Here is a 19,705-nt window from a genome sequence, read left to right on the forward strand (position 1 = left end):
GATAGAACCACTTGGTTTAAGATAGGGCCTTGTGAAGATCTGACAGTTGAAGATATTCCCTTACCTAAATACATCTTATATCCAAATCCTTGCACCACACATTTCAATATCAAATTTATTGATTGTGTCGGAAAGAGTTTTTATTGTCGCATAATAGATATGAACGGTAGGCTTATTAGAGAGACCAACGGTGAGAATATCAAGGATGCAATATTTGAGAAAGAGGTCAACGTTCAAGGATTGTCTTCAGCGACATACCTTGTAAATATTCATTTAAATGAGAAGGTCTTTAGTGAAAAAATAATTGTCGTAGAAAAACCTTCTATCTATAAGAAAAAAAGGTAATATTTTTATTATTATTTCATGTTGGGGAGCTGAAGAATAATCAACCATTATTGATGTTTTTGCGGGTTGTATGATTATAAAGTTTTTTAATACCGTATCCACAGCTTTTTTTTCAAAAGAAAATTTTAAATCAATTGGTAATGTATCAATAGTGTGATTTTTGTTTTTCGAAACTAAAAGAGATTGATAATCAGTGTTTATTAAATAAATTTTACTTTATAGGGATAAGTATTGTACTCATTCCTATTATTTTTAAGGCTTAAAATACTTTAAAAATGAATAAAATGGAATCTAGTGTAATAAAAGTGTGGTTTGGTAGAAAGGTATGTGATTTATGTGGATGAAAACTCATTAAACATGATTTTATTTCTTCAGGGAAGACCAGATTTAAATGTTCAAATTGCAATAAAATAAAAGTTGAGTACTACACTAGTGATGCTTATAAATCAAACACAAACTAAAAGATTATTTTGTTAACCAAGGAAGGATTAGGAATTAAGAGGTACTGCGAGAATACTAAAAATTTCAAGCAAAACATTGTTAAAAAGAATTGTATCAATTGTTAAAACTATTAATGAGCCAATTATCAGTAAATGAAAAGCCAATGAAGTTGATGAAATTCGCACTTACATTAGACACAAAAGAAATTTTATCTAGTTGGTTTATGCCTTGGAAAGAATTCTAAAAATGTTGTAAGCTTTAATGTTGGGAAACAAACCAATAAAACATTAAGCCGTGTTCTGGATACTTTAAAATTATCGGAAGTTAAAAAATATTTACTAACAGATTAAAAAACTACAGATATTTGATTGATGAAGAATTACATTCTGTTAAACGCTTTGGCACTAATCATATTGAAAGGAAAAATTTGACATTCAGAACTCATCTTAAAAGACTAAATCGAAGAACGATATGTTATAGTAAAAGTTTGGTAGCTTTGATTGGCATATTAAAGATTAACTTTTGGATTTGAGTTTAAATAGGTATATTTTTAAAGTTTGACTTAATGGGACTTTTACCAAATTTGCTTGAAGATACAGGAGTTAAAATTTTCACATAAAATGTGGTAAAATTTATCGAACCAAAAAAAGCCTGAGAAATTGTGGTTTCTCAGGCTTTAACTCTAAGCTAGCGGGAAGCATTCAAATATCTAACCCAATTGTTGAAGATTATTATATGATTATAGAGTGCGCATCTTAATTTTAAATTATTTCCATAATATGTATTATATAAAATAAATTATTTCGGATGTAAAGAAAAACTTAAAAAAAGGGAATAAGATCATTTATTTAGAACAAGTAATAAATGGAAAATCAGTAGAAACTGAGACCAGCTTTTATAGTGAACTACTTCATTGTTTAGCAATCTCTAATTGGTCTACAACGCTATCTATTATTCTGGTGGAATGATTTTCCGGAATAAAATCATTTAAATTCAATGAAAAAAAATCCTGCAAGTGAACCGAATGTGATTTAAAAACTGCTGTATAATCATTGATTTTTGTAGTTAAGAATACGGAAAACTAAAAGGAATAATCCAAAAAACTGTCCGAAAACTATTTTTCGGACAATCTCTTGCTTTTTTATATACATTACCCTCCTGAAATAACGAGAGATAAAAAAACTAAAAATTGATTGCACAGTAATATTTAAGTGAATAATAATTTGTTTTGTTTTTTTGTAATTTCAGGAAAAGCTCAAAATTAATATATTGATTTTGTTTACTTTGCGTGATTATTGATATAACTCACCAGCCACGAAATTTGTCCATATTTTGCAAAAAATATATTTTTATTGTTAGTGTTTTGAATTTCTTCCAAGGCGGTAATTAATAAATCACCTGCGGAAATAAGATTTTTTTGCGAATAAGTTTCCAAAACTTTTCTAATGTCTTTGTTTGTTAAAGCAGCTTTTTTAATTTTATTAAAATTATTTTCGATGACAAATTTTGAAGAGAGAATATCGACGTATTTTATTTCATTAAAATTATCTTGGGCTTCCTTCTCATTAATTAATATGTAAAAAGCCCAAACAGCTTCACCAGACAGGTAAATATTGATTTTTGTCTTGGACTGCGGTAAGTTTAGATACATTTTTGATAATTCTTCCCTCAATTTTGGCAAATAATTAAAAATAGTTTCATCAAAATTATACGACGGATTTTGTCTAAGTATGTGATTAATTTTTTCTGTAAGGGTTACTATACCTATATCCGAAGTAAGCTGAGAAAAAGTATTTCCATCACCAGTTTTGCTAATATAGCCTCCTTTTGTATTTTTGATACCGATGTCAAGTACCATAGAGTCTAAATGATTTTTTTGAGGAATGCAGCCCTTTATAAGTAAGCTGGCTTCTGATGAAGATGGAATTATGTCTAAATTTTTATTTGTGAATTCTTTGATTCTTTTAATTAAAGAATTTGTATTACTAGCCATGTCTACTGTAGATGAGGCTACAATATAAATATTGCTGTTTTTAATGTTATAGGTAGCTTGCATTTTTTTATAATTGCTTAAAACAGCGTAAGCGACATTGTTTACGTCTGCCTGAGTGAACATGCATTCTATTGGGATACCGGCTGCCATTTCAATATCTTCCGTCCATGAAGCTTTTAGCTCATAGGTTCCTTTTTTAGGATTTTGCACATCAAGAACTGTCATTTTTATTTCCTTGTCTCCAATTTCGATGCCACCATAATATGATTGTGCATGCAAGTTAAATCCTAAGAATAAACAAAACCCTAATTTGTAAATTTTTACTTTCATTTTTCTAAATTAAAAATATGTGTTTTTTAATGATGCAAATTTAATTTTCGAAAAATCAGCAAGCTGTAGAATCATAAATTCTATTATGTAGAAACTATTCTATAGTATTTATTCTTTTATTCTACAGTATTAGTTAGTAATTATAAGCATGCTTTTGATAATGGAATTTAAGTTTTGGAGTTAGTAGGAGAGAAGGTATATAATTCTTGACAGGGTTATTTGTAAAATTGCTTAGAAGATTGGCCAATGACAATACCTAATCCTCATTGTGAGAGATGGACTTATACCGAGATTTTAAAAATAAATAAAATGTTAAAATTAGAAATGGGTCAGATATTAATTGTGGATGTTTTTTATTTTACATACTTTAACAAAGGTTTCTTCTTTTTTTATTCATAATTATAGTCTCTAATATAATTTTTAAAACGCAAGTATATCTCATATACAAAAATCTGTGTTAATGATATTTTTCAAGTATTTGTTTTTAAGATAGTTACATAACGAGTGTAATTTGTGCGTTTAATTCTACGTAGCTATATATAGTGTTCTACAAGTTGTTGTTTTTATTTAAAATATTTTCGCATGCTAATTCTTATGAAAATAGACTTATTGAATTTAATTAAAGTGATTTAAAAATAAGGTTGTTTTGTCAAGTAAAAGAAAAACGATTGACTTTTTGAAATCAAATTTATTCTCGAAATTATATTATAAACTTAAGAATCATATAAAATTGATTATTAAGAAAAGATATTGTATTAACAGGTCTTCTTTGATTTTTTTACTTGCGTAGGGAGTTTTGAGACCAATAAATTCTCTTGGATTAAATAATTAATTTAATTGAGGATAGAATATACAAACAAAAAAGAAATCTAATAAAATGAAATGTAAACTAATTACAGCGGGTAAAATTATTTCGGGCACTTTAGGACTTATAGCCCAGTTTTTCGTAATTGTAGTAAGTGAGTACCATTTGCGGTCACTCCATTTTAAATTAATTGGAAATTTAGTATTGTTTCTTTTTTCAATAGATGTTTTGCAACTTGAAAATGTTATGTTAGATGAGAATTTTGGAATTACATGTTCTATTATTAAATATAAAAAGCAATGTGTACAGTAAGTTTTGTGAATACTAGAGGTATAATTATTCTTACTTCGAACTGTTATGAAAAACCAACAAGATTAGGTGTAATTAAGCCTGAAAAACATACAGTAGAAGGTAAGAATATTGTTTTTCTTAAAGATTCAAAGACCAAAGGAACTTGTTGTATTGCAGATGAGAAAGGTACTGTCTTGTTTTTATTAAAAGGAGCGGACATGAAGTATGACGTGAAATTGACTTATAGAAAAAGTCGCGAGCTAATTGTACTGGATGTTCTAAATCATGAATCACCAAAAATTTTTTGGAATATAATTAATTTAGAAGACATAGAACCTTTTACATTGGTTTTATATCAGGATAAAAGACTTTTTCAATTAAGATGGAATGGATTAAAAAAAGAGTCTATGGAGCTGGATATTAATAAAAATTATATGTGGTCTTCTGCAACTTTAGATTTTAAAAAAAATAGATTAAAGCAAGCTAATTTGTTTACTACTTTTTTAGAAGGTAAAAAGGATCTTTTATCATCAATATTGTATTTTTTTCATAAATATACTGAGGCAAATGATGAAGAAAAAAGCTCAGTAATTAATAGCAACAAAGAAATAAAAAGCATTACTCAGATGATCATAGAAAAGAATAAGTTAATATTTGAATATTACGATTTAGTTGAAAATAAAGAATTTTCAACATCTTTAATAATAGATTAAAATTAGGAATTGTGAAATTGTTTTTACATAAAATCAGCAGTTTGAAGTATTGGCCATTTCAGATACTTTATATTCCAATTTATTTTCTTTTAGGATTTTATGCATTCAAAGCGAAGGCGATATTTTTCTTTAATGCCTCAAATCCTGCAATTAGGAATGGAGGATTTATAATGAATAGCAAGAAGGCAATTTATGATATGATTCCTCAAAAGTATTACCCTAAAACGATTTTAATTAAAGAAAAAACATCTTTAGCGGAAATTGTAAGTACTATTAAAAATAAAAGAATACAGTTCCCTTTAATTGCAAAACCTGATATTGGTTTAAAGGGTAGAGGTGTTGAAAAAATAAAATCTGTTACAGAGTTGAAAAAATATAAAGAAAATGCAAACTTTGATTTTTTATTACAAGATATGATTCCATTTGAGAATCAAATAGAGATATTTTATGTTCGTTATCCTAGCATGAGAGTGGGTAAAATCACTGGAATTGCTACCAAAGAAATTTTGATAGTTACTGGAGATGGAATTTCTACGATTGATGAATTAATAAATGAAATTCCAAGATCTAAAAGGCAAATGAAAATTTTGCCAAATGGATATAAAAAGAAATTAAAAGAGGTATTAGAAGAAGGGGAACAACGAGATTTAGTTTTATTTGGAAATCATTTCCGACGAGCAAATTTTCTAGATGTAAGTCATTGGATAAGCCCCAAGTTATCTCAAACAATTAATACCATTTCCGCACAAATTCCAGAGTTTTATTTTGGAAGGTTTGATATTATGTACAATAATTTGGAAGAATTAGAGCGAGGAGAGAATTTTTCTATAGTGGAGTTAAATGGAGCAGTAAGTAAACCTAATCATATTTATGATCCTAAACATTCTGTATGGTTTGCTTGGAAAGAACTTGCCCGACATATTACTTACATGTATGAAATAAGTGTTTTAAATAACCAAAAAGGAGTGCCCTATTTAGCATGTAAAGTTGGAATAAATCAATATCGTTTGCATCTTGCCCAGAGAAAAAAAATCGCAAAATTTAAAGTGACCTATTTTTTAAACAATCAAATAAAAATGTACAATGGGTGATTTTACCAATTAGATAAATTAAATTTATTAGCATTTAAAAAAAAGAATTGAAACGAAACAGATGTAAAAGATAATTTTAATTTTAGTAGCTATTATAGTTTTAATTATAGGATTTAGCAACCATTTTGCAAGTAAAAATCTGCTAAATAATATGTTTTTAAGAACTTATTTTTAAAAAAATACACGTACTATTTTATTGCTAAAATTTAAAAGTGAATCTTCAAAATGGGACACTAAACAGCTAAACTATTACTGAAGCATATACTTCTCGGATTTAGTCTTTTAAGATAAGTTCTTGCTGTAAGATTTTACTTTAAATATGATTCGTATCAAAGCGTTTAACAGAATGTAATTCTTCATCAATCAAATATCTGCAGTTTTTTAATCTGTTAGTAAATATTTTTTTACTTCTGATAATTTCAGAGTATTCAGAATATGAATTGATGCTTTATTGGTTCGTTTGTCAAGATTAAAACTCCCTATCAAGATATTGGGCAATTATAGATGTATTTGGACTACTATGGCCGAATTGAAAAAATGAAAATCTACGATTGGAATATTATTTTGCGTTAATGAAAATGATTGGGAGTATTTAAACTGATTCGGTATAGCCACTGAATGTAGGAAATGTAGTTAAAACTACGCAACAATACTTAATATATAACCACGCTAAAATAGAATTATTTCTAAGTTTTATTTTATTCTATTTTTTTCAATATATCAAGATAGCCATACATTTGATCAATTTAAGTAATCATTTACATAACATTAGTCGTGTGCTAAAAAAAGCTTAACTGAATCAACATCATAAAATTAATTAACAGTGCTATTAATACACTTCTTAAGCATAATATATCTGCATAATATTTTTTTACTTGTTTTTTGTCACAGATTTGTTTCTAACATTTAGAGCATCTATTTGATTGCGAAAAAACTTCCAGTTTTATAGAAGTATGAAACAAGATTATTATAAGTCATTAAATTAAAAATTAAGTAATATTATAAAATATACATATTGCATATTACAATAAATCAACATCTAACAATAAGAAATTAATTTGGATGAAGATGTTTTAAGAAAAGCAATTTAACGTTCTAAAAGAGAATATTTCTTTTCAGAACAAGACTATGGTATACAGCCCTAGTAGTAATGTCTAACTAATTGTGTGTTTAACAGTAATCATTACATTAAAAGATGGCACTTCGTCTATACTTGCAACTTCAGAGGTAATAGCTCGAAATAGTAATAGTGCCCCTTGGAATAATTCTACAAACAATATAGTGGGTAATCAGGTGAGTTGTCACAATACGATTTATAGTGTCCTGACTGTTAATATAAGTAAACAGCAAAATTTAAATACCACACATTAGTCTAACTGGGGTTGTTCTTCTTTGTCTATGGATGATTTAGGAATTATACCTGAATATAGTTTGTATCCAAATCCATCGGATTCGGACTTTAATATCAAACTCACTAAATCAGAAGAAAAAAAATTCCATTATAGCATTATAGATATTATAGGTAGTCTGATTACTGAGAAATTTATAGGCTACATTGGAGAATCTACATTTGAGAGGAAAGTGACTATTGAGGATTTACCTTCGGGAATTTACGTACTAATTCTTCGTCTCGACAATCAAATATTCAGAAAAAAAATAATTGTCTCTAATGAGTCTCATTCATATTAAAAGAAAATTTCATTAGATCCTAACTTAAGCAGTTTTTGAATAGAGAATTTGAAAGTCTAAAATCAATCAGTATAATATATTGATTACTCTGTTTTGGCAGTATTATCAGTAGGTATATAGCTACATTAAAGTCAAATTATCTCTACATTATCTTTTTTTTTATATATCATGACTAGTATACATTTGTTCCAGTTAAAATTGTTGTAGACAGGTTCTATATAAGAATATACTGTTTTGGTATTTTCTTAAGCTTTTTATAGCTGTTATGTAACTAAATTAAGGACAAGTTATTAAATGACTCTGTCAGGAGAAAACCTAATAAAATTACCAAAAAAGAGATAAGAATTTCAGATATTCATACATATTTATTATTCATTGTAATATAAAATCGATCTTTATGAAAATTAATTTTACCGTATTTATTTCAACTATTTTTTCCTTTGCAAGCTTAATTTCCTGTCAGAATGATAGTAGCGACGATGTTGCTAATGTCCCTTCTGAGAAAGAGGTTAAATCAGATGAAATATTTCTGGCAAAGGATCTGGCAATTAAATATATAGCTGATGCTGACGAAAAAGAAAAATCAAATTCTAAAACTAAATTAAAATCTAGCTGGGATGCAAGAGAGTTTAGCTATAATGGGAAGAAACTTAAGTTTAAAACAAATGTTTATGGAAATAAACCAAGTGATGGGAGAAGTCTTTATATTTCCATGCATGGCGGCGGATTAACAACTGCGACTGCAAACGATGAGCAATGGAGTAATCAGATAAGTATGACAGGTAATAATGCTCAAAATTACAATATTAAAGAAGGTGTTGTTATTGTACCCAGAGCTCCTGTTGATGATTGGAATATGTGGTTTCAAAGTGAAATTGATAACTTATTCGAAGATGCAATTCGTGCAGCAGTATTATTTGCTGATGTAAATCCAAATAAAGTTTATATTATGGGATATTCAGCAGGGGGAGATGGTACTTTTAGATTGGCAACACGTATGGCTGACCATTGGGCTGCAGCATCTATGAGTGCTGGACATCCAGGAGAATGCACTCCTGCAAATCTTAGAAATATAGGCTTCGCCTTAAACATGGGAGGATTAGATTCTAGTTACAATAGAAATATATTAGCTCGAGAATGGAAAACAAAATTGGATAACTTAGCGTTAGCTGATCCTGCAGGATATAAGCATATGGTTAACATTTTTGATGATAAACCCCATTGGATGGATATGGAAGACCGAATTGCAGTTCCTTTTATGGCTAGCTTTAAAAGACAACCTTATCCTGACAAAATAGTATGGGAACAAAATTCTTTTCACATAAGACAGTACTTTTATTGGGTGGGTATTTCAGAGGCAGATACTAAGGTTAAAGAAATTAGCGATAATCCAACTAAGACTATTAAGATTTCGTATGCTGGAAATATTATCAATATCGAAGAAAATTATGCGGATGAACTCTTTATTTACTTAAATGATAAGATGCTTGATTTAGATAAAGAAGTAGTCGTAAATTATAAGGGAAATTCAATTTTTGCAGGTAAAGTAAAAAGAAGTACTACTGTAATTACCCAAACTGCAGCTGAAAGAAAAGACGGCGATTATATTTTCTCTGCCAGACTAGTTGTTAGTAAAAATAAAAAAGTTATTGTAACCAATTAAGAAGATAACTATTTTAAAAAAATATATTTTAGTTCTAAAAAATAAAGAGAGTCTATGTTTTTTTAAAGATTGGAGCTTCAGCTTCTGTGAAAAATATTTGCTATAATGGTGAATTAGTTTTGAAAGAAATTTAATACTTTTTTCAAAAGCAATTCCAGACCATTTTTTTTACGAAAGATTTATTAATAGGTGTTTAAGTTTATAATAGTTGGATTTGACTTTTTAATTAAAGTTGAACCCTTTTTTTGAATCCGAAAGAAGTGATTGATGATTAGTTTGTAATTATTAATAGGTTTAACGTTCTTTTTTGGAGCTGAATCAAATACAATGGTTAAGGCAAGACTAGTAAATAAAAAGGGACAAAGAAGAATTTTCTCCTTTGTCCCTTTTAGTGACCTAACAGAAATATTTTTGAAGGTTTAAAATAGTTTTTTTATTTTAAGTAACCTATCTACTTCAAATCTTATTATTTCTCTATCTGAAAATAGGAGATTATTTCGATAAATCAGAAGGCATATAATAATTACTCACCTTTATTGGGAATTCATTGTTTTTCAACATTTGCAAATATACTCTTCCTGCTGCCACCGTGGCTCCCATATTTTCTTTGCTTGGATAAGTCATGCTTGAGCTATGGGAAAATCCAATCATATGAGCCATTTCATGGATGGTAATAAAGGAAGGGTCTTGGGTTAAATAATCATTCAAAACATGATTGGCCAGGCCATAGGTATAACCACCTCCTAATCCAGAAACATTAACAACAACTCCGCAATTCACCATTGGAATATCGATCATTTTTTGTAAAGCAGCTTTTTTTTGTTCTACGGTCATCATCACTCCATTATTGTCGTAAATAGGTTCTTCAGCAAATGTTTTCATAGTATTATCTGCTTGGAGTAAGTAAGCCATGTTAATAATAAAACCGGAAAATCTTCTAATGTCTTTTGCATCAATGTTTTCTTTCCAGTTGTTGGTAGGGTCATCATTAGGGTCAAAGTCATGGTATTTTACCTTCCATTTTAATTTAGCCAGCGATTTAAGTTTTTTAATCAAGTCTGTTTCACCTGTAAAGTCAAAAGATACTTTACCAGGAGCAATTCCAGTTGTTTTGTAATGGGAAAGGTCAACTTCTTTATTGTCGGTATCAAGGAAAATATTGATGTTTTCGATAAAGGGATACTTTATCTCTTGCACACCATGAGCCCTGATTTTACTTATTTTAAAAAGTTTTATTGGTTTTGCCTGCCCCTCTATTATCAGTAGAATAGTGGCATCTTGTATATCAACAGGAGCAAAATTTGCTATTTCTATTGTTGTTTCATTAATCGCTTTTACTCGTAACACTTTTCCTATTTCATAACGAAGTGATTCGGATGTCATTGTTTGGAGTAGGTCTCCATCCTTAAACATGAGCTTAGAGTTAGCATCGCTATCAAATGAATAAGCAACGGTCGTAACAGGAATGCTTGAAACAGGGGAAGTATCTTCTTTTTCACAACTGAAAAAGATAGTACATAGGAGCAGAACTAGCACAGTAGAGATTTTCATAATAATAATAATTTTTAGGATTAATATTGGGATTAACTTTATAAGTTTAATGATTTTAGTGATTTTTTGAAAACTCAGAATTTAGCTAAAAGAAGTACAATTGCTTTTTTTTTTTTAATTTCAGTATTGATTATACAAGCAATAAAAAAGGAATTTCTTTCCTGTACACTTTTATAAAATCAGGTAATTTCTCTTTTGAGATAATGGAAAAGCTAAAATATGGTAATAAATAAGTACCTTTTCTTTATACTTTTATATACATGTATATACATGATATTGGTTAATGATGATGAACGTTATCTATAGTAATGGTTTGGATGTTACTATTTGCGTATCTTAAATGTAAGTTAGACCAAATTTGATTCCTGTAATAAAAATTATATTACAAATATAGTCATATAAAAAACAGGTCACTTTTAATGTATTATAGTAGTAAAACTATAGTATTGTAGAATTTACACTACAATACTAGTGTTTCAGAGTTAATGCTATTTGTTCTATGTTGAATAAGAGTTATTATAAAAAAAGCAGATATTTATCTAGGAGTAGTTAGATTTTTTTTGCTTCTCTATGTCTTAAGTTAATAGAAAGGATTACTATTAGAAATCATAGTTAACTCTGCAAGATAAATAAACAAAATAATTACTCAAAAAAAAAATAGTGTGATTTGTGAGTAAATAAGCTGCTTGATAGAGTGCGTTTTTTTGAACTTACACTATTCAATTTTATAATTGGAAATAATGACATGCATTTGAAAATTTTTTCAATATGGTTATCAGATATAGATGGGTTCTAACTGCGACTTATGATTTATTGAATACACGAATAATATTAGCCAAAGTTGATGATGATGCCTTATTGTTTGGAGGGAAAATGAAAAATTTTAACAAAGGGTATATTGATAGATTTGGAACAGTTTTACAAATTAACCATGTATATAAAAAAATTAAATCTATGGCTCTCTAAAGCTATTGAGCTTTTGTTTTTACAAGAGTTTTTAAAATTTCAGTACAGAGAATTAATTACGATCCGCACCAACTTATTCACTAAACTTTAAATTACTATGTTGAACAAACTGAACCCTTCGCTGCCGTATATGTTTGTCTTTAATTTACTATAGATATAATTTGTTCTATATGTTTATCGATATATTACTACTGCTTATTAATAGAGAGTAGAATAGGAAGTTACTACATTTGCATGCATAGAAAATCAAAATAAAATTTAGATTTTTATAAGGAATTTGTTTTGTAAAAATTAAATTATTTATAAGGAACAAAAAAGCGTTTTAATAACAGAGGGGTATATAAAAGGAATTTGTGTCGGGGATTTTTTTTGATAGCAGTTCGTTTCATATTTTTAATTGTATCCATGAAGATTATATTGATTTATTGAGGGGTGATACAATAAATCCGGTGTTATCTATCGGATTTAGTTATTGTAATTTTAATAGAACAAGAGTAGGGAGGTCGGTTAATTTAGTTTTTTGGTAGTTGGAGAAGTTATAGAGTTGTAGAAATTTAAGTAAAATAGTATTGCGCCATTTAGTCCCTTCCCTAAAAGTAGGTAATATTAATTTAAGTTTTTAAGCTCTAACTCCTCCATTTTTTTGAATAAAATATCCATTTTAATAATTTATAAGGATGTGATTTTTTAAGAATTGTATTTATTGCAACAAATTATAGGAATTACTAAACCGTTTGAGGGGATAAATAGATTGAATGTTATTGTTTTAATTGAAAGGGTTATTTCGTTTTTTATTAATGCAGAATTAAAGAATTCCTGACTACTGAAATCATTTGAGCCTTTTATTTTCTGAATTAAGAAGGATCTTGACAATCTATATAGGCTTAATTAATAGAATTTATGTGATGTATGAAGATTTAAAATATTGGTATTTGCGGGATCATAAACTATTTAGAGTGCTAAGTTTCGAACAAATTAAACAATTGTGCATTATCACAGGTTTTAAAAAAGCAATAAAAGGCGAAGTTATTTATTTTTCGTCTTCCAGTATTTCCCGTATATTTTTATTAAAAAAAGGAAATATCAAAATTGTTACTGTGGATGAAGAGGGAAATGAAACAATAAAGGATATTATTCAAAAAGGAGATTTGTTTGGAGAATTAACTTTGGAAAGAGACAACCTTGAAAATGAATATGCTAAAGTCCTTTCAGATAAAGTTGTGATTTGTAGTTTTCTGTTATCAGATTTTGAGAATTTATTATTACAAAATCCAAAGTTGGCACTTTCTTATACTAAATTTGTAGGCCTTAAAATGAAACGTATCAAAAATAATTACTCAAACTTGATATTTAAAGATGCCAAGACCAGATTAATTCAATTCTTAAGAGATTGGGGAGAAAAAGAAGGTATGCTAACCGGAAATACTATTGCGATAAAGAATTATCTAACCCAAAATGAAATTGCGCAGGTTATTTGTACATCCAGACAGACAGTAATTCAGTTGATTAAAGAATTGGAGATAGATCAAATTATTAATTATTCCAGAAAAGAAATTGTTATACATAATATTACCAAATTATAGTTATGTGATATAATAATAAATTATTTTAAAATATACCAGATCACTGATAAAGATGCGTATTTGGAACATATGGAATTAGATTTGTATAACTCTGTTTTCTCTAAAGGAGTATTTGAAGATGCTTTGTTTACTAAATATATTCTAAGAAATATAGTTATCAATTCAAACTTGACAGGAGAATAAAGTTATCTATTTTGCAATTAAAGGTAGCCATCTATTTGTTTTAATTGTTAGTATTCATTTGTAATTCTAGTGCCTATTGCTACTTTTATTTTCTACTATAGGTGTGCACCTATTGGGATTATGATATGATCTAGTGTTACAAAAAAAAGAATTTAGTTTTAAAGAATTGATACAGAAATTTTCTCATACAGATTGTAAAGTAGCTTACAAAAAAACTTATTAATTGGGAATATTTTTGCATTAGTAAATGAATGAAATTAATAATTTAAAACTATAAAATGAAAAAACAAATAATCTCAATGATCGTTTTTTTTATCTCATTGGTTGCTTTGGCGCAAAATGATACTAAAAGAACTGCTCAATTTAATTTGGAAAATAAAGTTGCCATACAAGGCTATGATCCGGTGTCTTATTTTAAACAAAATAAAGCTGTAATAGGTAAAAGTGAATTTACAGCTTCTTATATGGGAGTTATTTATAAATTTTCATCAGCTGCTAATAAAGATATTTTTATAAAAAATCCAGTGGGATATGAGCCTCAATTTGGTGGGTGGTGTGCTTTTGCGATGGGAGATTCAGGAGAAAAAGTAAATGTAAACCCAGAGACTTTTAAAATTATTAATGGAAAACTCTATCTCTTTTACAATGCTTTTTTTAATAATACATTGAAAAGTTGGAATAAAGATGAAGCAAATTTGAAGATTAAGGCTGATAGTAATTGGAAGAAAATATTTAAATAAAAACGAAATGAAACTCATAATTTTAATCTTGCGATTTGTCGCTGTTATAATTTTATTACAAACATTGTATTTTAAGTTTAGCGGTGCAAAAGAAAGTATTTATATTTTTTCGGCTTTAGGGATTGAACCTTATGGGAGAATAGGCTCTGGAGTTATAGAATTAGTTGCAGCAGTTTTAATTTTGATTCCTAAAACTACTTGGTTGGGGGCTTTAATTGGGCTCGGTGTAATGATAGGTGCCTTGCTCTCACATTTTTTTTTTACTCGGAATAGTTGTGCAAGATGACGGTGGATTATTATTTGCTTTAGCGATAATCGTATTGTTTTGTTGCTTGGCATTGATTTTTTTGAACAAGGATAAATACTTTAATTTATTACAAAAACGATATTAAGATGTTACTATCTTCAATACATAGTAGTTTAGATGAGTTGGTTTATTTATTAAATCAACTCTCCAATAACGCATATTCTGAGTCTTGTAAATATTTAAGTGATGCTTCTATTGGAGAGCATACGAGACATATTCTTGAGATGTTTCAATGTCTTGAAGAGAGTTATGATTCAGGGATTTTAAATTATGATAACAGAAAACGCAATAAATGTATTGAATCTGATACTCATTATGCAAAACAGATTATTTCGGATATAAAACAAAATTTTAAAAAAGAAAATAAAAGTATTTATTTACAACAAATTATTGATAAAGAATTAATTGAAATTCAAAGTAATTATTATAGAGAACTACTTTATAACTTAGAGCATTGTATTCATCATCAGGCGCTTATAAAAGTGGCTGTTTTGCAATGTGAAAATGTCATAATAGATGAAAATTTTGGGGTAGCCCGTTCAACGATAGAATACAGAAATCAGTGTGCACAGTAAGTTTTATAAACAATAATGGAAGAATAATCCTCACTTCCAATCGAGATGAAAAAGTGGTACGTCCTACTGCAATTCCGCCTAAGAATTATAAAAAAAAGAATAAGAATATTATTTTTCCAAAAGATTCAAAGGCAGGTGGAACCTGGTATATAGTAGATGATAAAGGAACTGTTTTAGTTTTACTAAATGGAGCATTAGAGAAGCATGAAGTAAAAATATCTTACCGAAAAAGCCGTGGACTAATTGTTTTGGACGTTATAGGTCATGATTCACCAAGAGAATTTTGGGATATAATCAATTTAGATGATATAGAGCCTTTTACATTGGTTTTATTCGAGGATAAAAGACTGTTTCAATTAAGATGGAATGGCTTATGTAAAGAGTCCATAGAGTTGGATGTAAATAAAAATCATATTTGGTCTTCAGCAACTTTATATTCGGAAGAAATTAAAAAAGAAAGAGCCAATTGGTTCAATGCTTTTTTAAAGTATAAAGATGAAATTTCGGTATTGGATATGCTTGAATTTCATAAAAATACCCAAAAAGAAAATAAAGAAAACGGATTGGTTATTAATCGAAACGATGAAATGAAAACTTTAAGTATTACTCAGACAGTGATTGAAAAAAATAAGGTAATATTTGAATATCATGATTTAATTGAAAATAAAGAATTTTCAAGATCTTTTATCATAATTTAAAATTAGTAAAAATGAAACTTTTTTTTCATAAAATCAGTAACTGGGAATATTGGCCATTTGAGATTTTATACATTCCAATTTATTTTCTTTGGGGGTTTTACACATTCAAGACAAAATCTGTTTTTTTTTTAATGCATCTAATCCAAATATTAAAAACGGTGGATTTATGATGGAAAGCAAAAAAGCAATTTATGATTTGATTCCTCAAAAATATTACCCTAAAACGGTTTTAATTAAAGAAAAAACTGAACTGTCAGCGATTGTAAATCTTATGATCGAAAAAGAAATTCGTTTTCCAGTAATTGCAAAACCCGATATTGGCTTACGAGGTTCGGGTGTAAAGAAAATAAAATCTAAGAGTGAATTAAAATGCTACGCAGAAAAAGCAAATTTTAATTTTTTATTGCAGGATATAATCCCGTTTGAGAATGAATTAGGCATATTTTATGTCCGTTATCCTAGTGAAAGAGTAGGGAAAATCACTGGAATTGTTTCTAAAGAATTTTTGATAGTTATTGGAGATGGTGTCTCTACGGTTGAAGAATTAATAAATGGAATTCCGAGATATAAAATGCAAATGAAAGTTTTGCAAAATGAATATAAAGAGCGATTAAAAGAGGTTTTGCTAAAAGGGGAACAGCGAAATTTAGTTCCATATGGAAATCATGCGCGAGGAGCTAAATTTCTAGATGTAAGCCATTGGATAACGCCTAAACTAATTCAAATGGTCAATACTATTTCTTTACAAATACCGGAGTTTTATTTTGGACGGTTTGATATCATGTATAATAGTTTGGAGGAATTAGAAGAGGGGCACAATTTTTCGATAGTCGAATTAAACGGTGCAGCAAGTGAACCTACACATATTTACGATCCAAAACACTCTTTATGGTTTGCGTGGAAAGAGCTTTCGCGGCATATTACCTATATGTATGAAATAAGTGTTGAAAATAATCTAAAAGGAGTGCCATATTTAACGCATAAAGAAGGAATGCATCAATATCGATTGCATCTTACACATAACAATAAAATTGTAAATTTTTAATGTTATGAAACAAGTTAAAAACCTTTGGGTCGGTTTTCAAGTTAGTTTTTCAGGTTCAATTCCATTTGGATATTTAAATTTAGTCGGATTTGAGATTTATAAAAAATCAGGATTAGATAATCTGTTTCTATTTTTGCTTGGAATTATTTTTGTAGAGTTTTGGGTAATTTATTTTACTTTATTATTTGCAAAAGAATTGATGAAAAATAAAAAACTAATGAAAGGAATAGACTTTTTGGCGGTTTTTTTCATGTTAGGTTTAGCATTTGTATTCTATACCCATTCTAGCTCAACTTCAAATAAACATAGTTTTACGGAGAGATATATGCTGTACTCTCCTTTTATTATTGGGATATTACTTAATTGTTTTAATTTTTTACAATTGCCTTTTTGGACAGGTTGGAATTTGTACTTAATAAAAGAGAATCATATTTCTATGGAAAAAAATTATAAGTACTATTATATTGCAGGTACTTTAGTTGGTGTTTTTTCAGGAATGTTAAGTTTGATCTTGATATTACAATTTATTTTTATATATACATCATTGGTTTATGATAATTTAATGACAGTTTTTATTCCATTTCTTTTTATCACTTTGGCAGGTATTCAGGTTTTTAAAGTATACAATAGATATTTTAAATCACTATAGTTTTAAAAATAGATTTCTGTCACATCGGAGAATAACTTTTATCTTTAGAATTGTAAACCCATCGAAAAATGAATAGAAAAGGGTGAGTGTACTATTTGCCTGAATTATTACGAGTTGTTGATTTTTTTTCAATAAGTTGTGATAGCTCTTGCAGAAGTGCAGTATCAGCTGTAGATGTATGTATTGCTTTTGTCTTAGTCATTAGTTTGATTTATATTTTTTTTGATAAGTAAAAATAGTTATTATTTCTGGATGAATTTCTCTCAACAATGGGGGTTCTTGCAGAATCATTTCTATATTTTTAAACTTGTTCAATTGTTTTTTGCTTTTCTTTATTATGAAATACACTAGTTTTGGGTCATGGAATAATCGGTCCATTTCAGAGTGGATTATATCCTCTACATCCTGTTTAATTTGTAAGTAATTGCGTTTGACCATTGTATTATCGACTTTGCGAATAATGGGGATATCTTTATAATTATCCTGTTCTTTTTTGAGTGCCTGATGATCATTTATAATTTCGGAATGGAATATTTTCAACTTGATTTTGCAATCAGGATCATCGGCTACCATTCCTACAAACTCGCCTGAACTTAATGATGAAATTTTGGAAACAGGAATGGCTGATTCCAATTGTTTGGAACGACTAATGGAGGTATCAGCACTAGTGATGGAGAGGCTTTCCCTATCCTGGATAATCTTTCCGAAACGATCTGATAATTGTTTGGTAGTATCTCCTGTAATTTGTCCACTGACGATGTTTCCGGTAATATTCATAATTACATCTGCCTGTTCCCATCCATAGTCCTTGCGTAACTGACTAAAGTCCTAAGTGCGCAGACCAGTAGCTATTTTATTGCTCCGGGCAATAGCGATTAAACTATCAATATTGTTGAGGTAGATTATAGGGAATTCATCAAATATGAGACTACATTTCTGTTTTCCTTTTTGATTGACAAGCTTCACCAATCGGTTTACGTATAGAGATAATACTGCTCCATAAATTTGTATTTTCTGAGGGTTGTTTCCCATGCAGACAATCTTAGATTTGTCAGGATTATTTATGTCTAAAGTGAAATCATTGCCTGATAAAACATAATATAATTGAGGAGAAGAGAGTTTAGCCATTGCGATTTTAGCCGAAGCAATCTGACCTTCGAGTTGTTCCATAACAGCACTGAGATAAGCAGGGATCGAATTAAGTATAATGTTAAGCCAGAGATAGCTATGCAATCATAGCTGAGTTTTATATAAAACATGTCGGATCTCACTTATTTTTATAGATATAATGCTACACTATAATAGAATTATTTCCACGTTCTTTATTTTAATTTATTTCTGAACCACTATACCTTTGAAAGCTAAATATGTTGTTATTCATTTGAATACGACCCAAAAAAACAGGTGAAGAAATGAAATAATGTAACGTAAAAAAACATGAGTTTTTTAGTTAAAACAACTCATATAATTCTGCAAAATAGGAAAATGAATAGTATATACTTTATATTATTTATTTTATTTGGAATAGTTTCTTGCAATTCTCCGAAACAGAATCTCAGTCCTGAACTACAGAAAATGGCAGATCAGTAGAGTCATTGGACAGCGGATACTTTAAAACTTAAAGGCGCGTGGTTTTTGGTAGAAAATATGGAGGATCGTCATGTAAACGACTCAAAAAAATTAAGGGCATATTATACTTTTTTGGAATCTTTATTTAAAAAACCTAAAGACTCGGATTAATTAGACAGCATCTATAAAGGCTATATCAGAGAATTCCCGAATACAGACCAAGAGACATTTCCATGCAAAAAAATATAGTAAAGCAGACTATTTAATTAAAAATATGGATCAAGTCTTTGAGAGCTGGAAAAAAAACATTGGCAAAGGATCTTTCTTTCTCTTAGTTTCGTGAATATCTACTCATGATGAACTTGTAGAACAATGGAGAATACTTTACAAGAAACAATATTTGGATTGCTTTAGTAAAATTGATTTTGAAAGCTTAAGTACAAAACTAAACAAGGAATTGAAAAAACTGAATATAAAA

16 protein-coding genes and 1 pseudogene are annotated in these 19,705 nt (G+C 28.7%); 13 read left to right on the forward strand and 4 right to left on the reverse strand.

Annotation, left to right across the window (positions count from 1 at the left end):
- On the forward strand, nt 1-345 hold a 345-nt coding region (locus ACN1CN_RS21905; protein ID WP_419137690.1), incomplete at its 5' end, for a T9SS type A sorting domain-containing protein.
- Nucleotides 346-710: 365 nt separating this feature from the next.
- Nucleotides 711-1,318: pseudogene (locus ACN1CN_RS21910) on the forward strand (IS1 family transposase).
- A gap of 747 nt (nt 1,319-2,065) precedes the next feature.
- Here the strand turns inward: ACN1CN_RS21910 and ACN1CN_RS21915 are convergent.
- Nucleotides 2,066-3,109, reverse strand: coding sequence for an exopolyphosphatase (locus ACN1CN_RS21915; protein ID WP_419137692.1), 1,044 nt, complete (start codon nt 3,107-3,109; stop codon nt 2,066-2,068).
- Between the two features lie 1,104 nt (nt 3,110-4,213).
- Between ACN1CN_RS21915 and ACN1CN_RS21920 the strand changes: the two genes are divergently transcribed.
- The 4 genes from ACN1CN_RS21920 (at nt 4,214) to ACN1CN_RS21935 (ending at nt 9,361) form a co-directional block, all read left to right on the forward strand.
- Complete coding sequence (locus ACN1CN_RS21920) at nt 4,214-4,918, forward strand: hypothetical protein (protein WP_419137694.1); 705 nt, start codon at nt 4,214-4,216, stop codon at nt 4,916-4,918.
- Nucleotides 4,919-4,929: 11 nt separating this feature from the next.
- Entirely contained in the window at nt 4,930-6,009 is a 1,080-nt protein-coding gene (locus ACN1CN_RS21925; RefSeq protein WP_419137696.1) for a D-alanine--D-alanine ligase, read from the forward strand.
- Nucleotides 6,010-7,407: 1,398 nt separating this feature from the next.
- On the forward strand, nt 7,408-7,698 hold the full coding sequence (locus tag ACN1CN_RS21930) for a T9SS type A sorting domain-containing protein (protein ID WP_419137698.1): 291 nt from the start codon (nt 7,408-7,410) through the stop codon (nt 7,696-7,698).
- Nucleotides 7,699-8,095: 397 nt separating this feature from the next.
- Nucleotides 8,096-9,361 (forward strand): hypothetical protein, encoded by a 1,266-nt coding sequence (locus ACN1CN_RS21935; protein ID WP_419137700.1) that lies wholly within the window; start codon nt 8,096-8,098, stop codon nt 9,359-9,361.
- A 492-nt stretch (nt 9,362-9,853) separates the two neighbouring features.
- Here the strand turns inward: ACN1CN_RS21935 and ACN1CN_RS21940 are convergent, their stop codons facing one another.
- Complete coding sequence (locus tag ACN1CN_RS21940) at nt 9,854-10,912, reverse strand: hypothetical protein (protein WP_419137702.1); 1,059 nt, start codon at nt 10,910-10,912, stop codon at nt 9,854-9,856.
- Nucleotides 10,913-12,783: 1,871 nt separating this feature from the next.
- Here ACN1CN_RS21940 and ACN1CN_RS21945 point away from each other — a divergent pair.
- The 7 genes from ACN1CN_RS21945 (at nt 12,784) to ACN1CN_RS21975 (ending at nt 17,658) form a co-directional block, all read left to right on the forward strand.
- Nucleotides 12,784-13,461 carry a Crp/Fnr family transcriptional regulator gene (locus tag ACN1CN_RS21945; protein WP_419137703.1) on the forward strand — a complete coding sequence of 226 codons (678 nt, stop codon included), beginning with the start codon at nt 12,784-12,786 and terminating at the stop codon, nt 13,459-13,461.
- Nucleotides 13,462-13,922: 461 nt separating this feature from the next.
- Nucleotides 13,923-14,384, forward strand: coding sequence for a YHS domain-containing (seleno)protein (locus tag ACN1CN_RS21950; protein ID WP_419137704.1), 462 nt, complete (start codon nt 13,923-13,925; stop codon nt 14,382-14,384).
- 7 nt (nt 14,385-14,391) lie between these two features.
- On the forward strand, nt 14,392-14,670 hold the full coding sequence (locus ACN1CN_RS21955) for a DoxX family membrane protein (RefSeq protein ID WP_419137706.1): 279 nt from the start codon (nt 14,392-14,394) through the stop codon (nt 14,668-14,670).
- Nucleotides 14,671-14,777: 107 nt separating this feature from the next.
- Nucleotides 14,778-15,266 carry a DinB family protein gene (locus ACN1CN_RS21960; protein WP_419137707.1) on the forward strand — a complete coding sequence of 163 codons (489 nt, stop codon included), beginning with the start codon at nt 14,778-14,780 and terminating at the stop codon, nt 15,264-15,266.
- Nucleotides 15,254-15,964 (forward strand): NRDE family protein, encoded by a 711-nt coding sequence (locus ACN1CN_RS21965; RefSeq protein WP_419137709.1) that lies wholly within the window; start codon nt 15,254-15,256, stop codon nt 15,962-15,964. Before ACN1CN_RS21960 ends, ACN1CN_RS21965 begins: the two co-directional genes overlap by 13 nt.
- 166 nt (nt 15,965-16,130) lie before the next feature.
- The gene (locus ACN1CN_RS21970; protein ID WP_419137711.1) at nt 16,131-17,009 is read left to right on the forward strand and encodes a D-alanine--D-alanine ligase; all 879 of its coding nucleotides are present in this window, start codon (nt 16,131-16,133) and stop codon (nt 17,007-17,009) included.
- A 4-nt stretch (nt 17,010-17,013) separates the two neighbouring features.
- Complete coding sequence (locus ACN1CN_RS21975; protein WP_419137712.1) at nt 17,014-17,658, forward strand: hypothetical protein; 645 nt, start codon at nt 17,014-17,016, stop codon at nt 17,656-17,658.
- Nucleotides 17,659-17,859: 201 nt separating this feature from the next.
- Here ACN1CN_RS21975 and ACN1CN_RS21980 read toward each other — a convergent pair whose 3' ends face one another.
- Together ACN1CN_RS21980 and ACN1CN_RS21985 are read right to left on the reverse strand one after the other, a co-directional pair.
- Entirely contained in the window at nt 17,860-18,435 is a 576-nt protein-coding gene (locus ACN1CN_RS21980) for a hypothetical protein (RefSeq protein WP_419137714.1), read from the reverse strand.
- 51 nt (nt 18,436-18,486) lie between these two features.
- Complete coding sequence (locus tag ACN1CN_RS21985) at nt 18,487-18,891, reverse strand: type IV secretory system conjugative DNA transfer family protein (protein WP_419137716.1); 405 nt, start codon at nt 18,889-18,891, stop codon at nt 18,487-18,489.
- Between the last annotated feature and the right edge of the window lie 814 nt (nt 18,892-19,705).

The organism is Flavobacterium sp. T12S277 (assembly GCF_048514875.1).
Taxonomy (GTDB): domain Bacteria; phylum Bacteroidota; class Bacteroidia; order Flavobacteriales; family Flavobacteriaceae; genus Flavobacterium.

Bases quoted from the DNA above. Each gene is read 5' to 3' on its own strand.
- ACN1CN_RS21920 (WP_419137694.1), top strand. From the start codon at position 4,214: ATGTGTACAGTAAGTTTTGTGAATACTAGAGGTATAATTATTCTTACT.
- ACN1CN_RS21940 (WP_419137702.1), bottom strand. From the start codon at position 10,912: ATGAAAATCTCTACTGTGCTAGTTCTGCTCCTATGTACTATCTTTTTC.
- ACN1CN_RS21950 (WP_419137704.1), top strand. From the start codon at position 13,923: ATGAAAAAACAAATAATCTCAATGATCGTTTTTTTTATCTCATTGGTT.
- ACN1CN_RS21915 (WP_419137692.1), bottom strand. From the start codon at position 3,109: ATGAAAGTAAAAATTTACAAATTAGGGTTTTGTTTATTCTTAGGATTT.
- ACN1CN_RS21935 (WP_419137700.1), top strand. From the start codon at position 8,096: ATGAAAATTAATTTTACCGTATTTATTTCAACTATTTTTTCCTTTGCA.
- ACN1CN_RS21955 (WP_419137706.1), top strand. From the start codon at position 14,392: ATGAAACTCATAATTTTAATCTTGCGATTTGTCGCTGTTATAATTTTA.
- ACN1CN_RS21930 (WP_419137698.1), top strand. From the start codon at position 7,408: ATGGATGATTTAGGAATTATACCTGAATATAGTTTGTATCCAAATCCA.
- ACN1CN_RS21945 (WP_419137703.1), top strand. From the start codon at position 12,784: ATGTATGAAGATTTAAAATATTGGTATTTGCGGGATCATAAACTATTT.
- ACN1CN_RS21970 (WP_419137711.1), top strand. From the start codon at position 16,131: ATGATGGAAAGCAAAAAAGCAATTTATGATTTGATTCCTCAAAAATAT.
- ACN1CN_RS21960 (WP_419137707.1), top strand. From the start codon at position 14,778: ATGTTACTATCTTCAATACATAGTAGTTTAGATGAGTTGGTTTATTTA.
- ACN1CN_RS21975 (WP_419137712.1), top strand. From the start codon at position 17,014: ATGAAACAAGTTAAAAACCTTTGGGTCGGTTTTCAAGTTAGTTTTTCA.
- ACN1CN_RS21980 (WP_419137714.1), bottom strand. From the start codon at position 18,435: ATGAATATTACCGGAAACATCGTCAGTGGACAAATTACAGGAGATACT.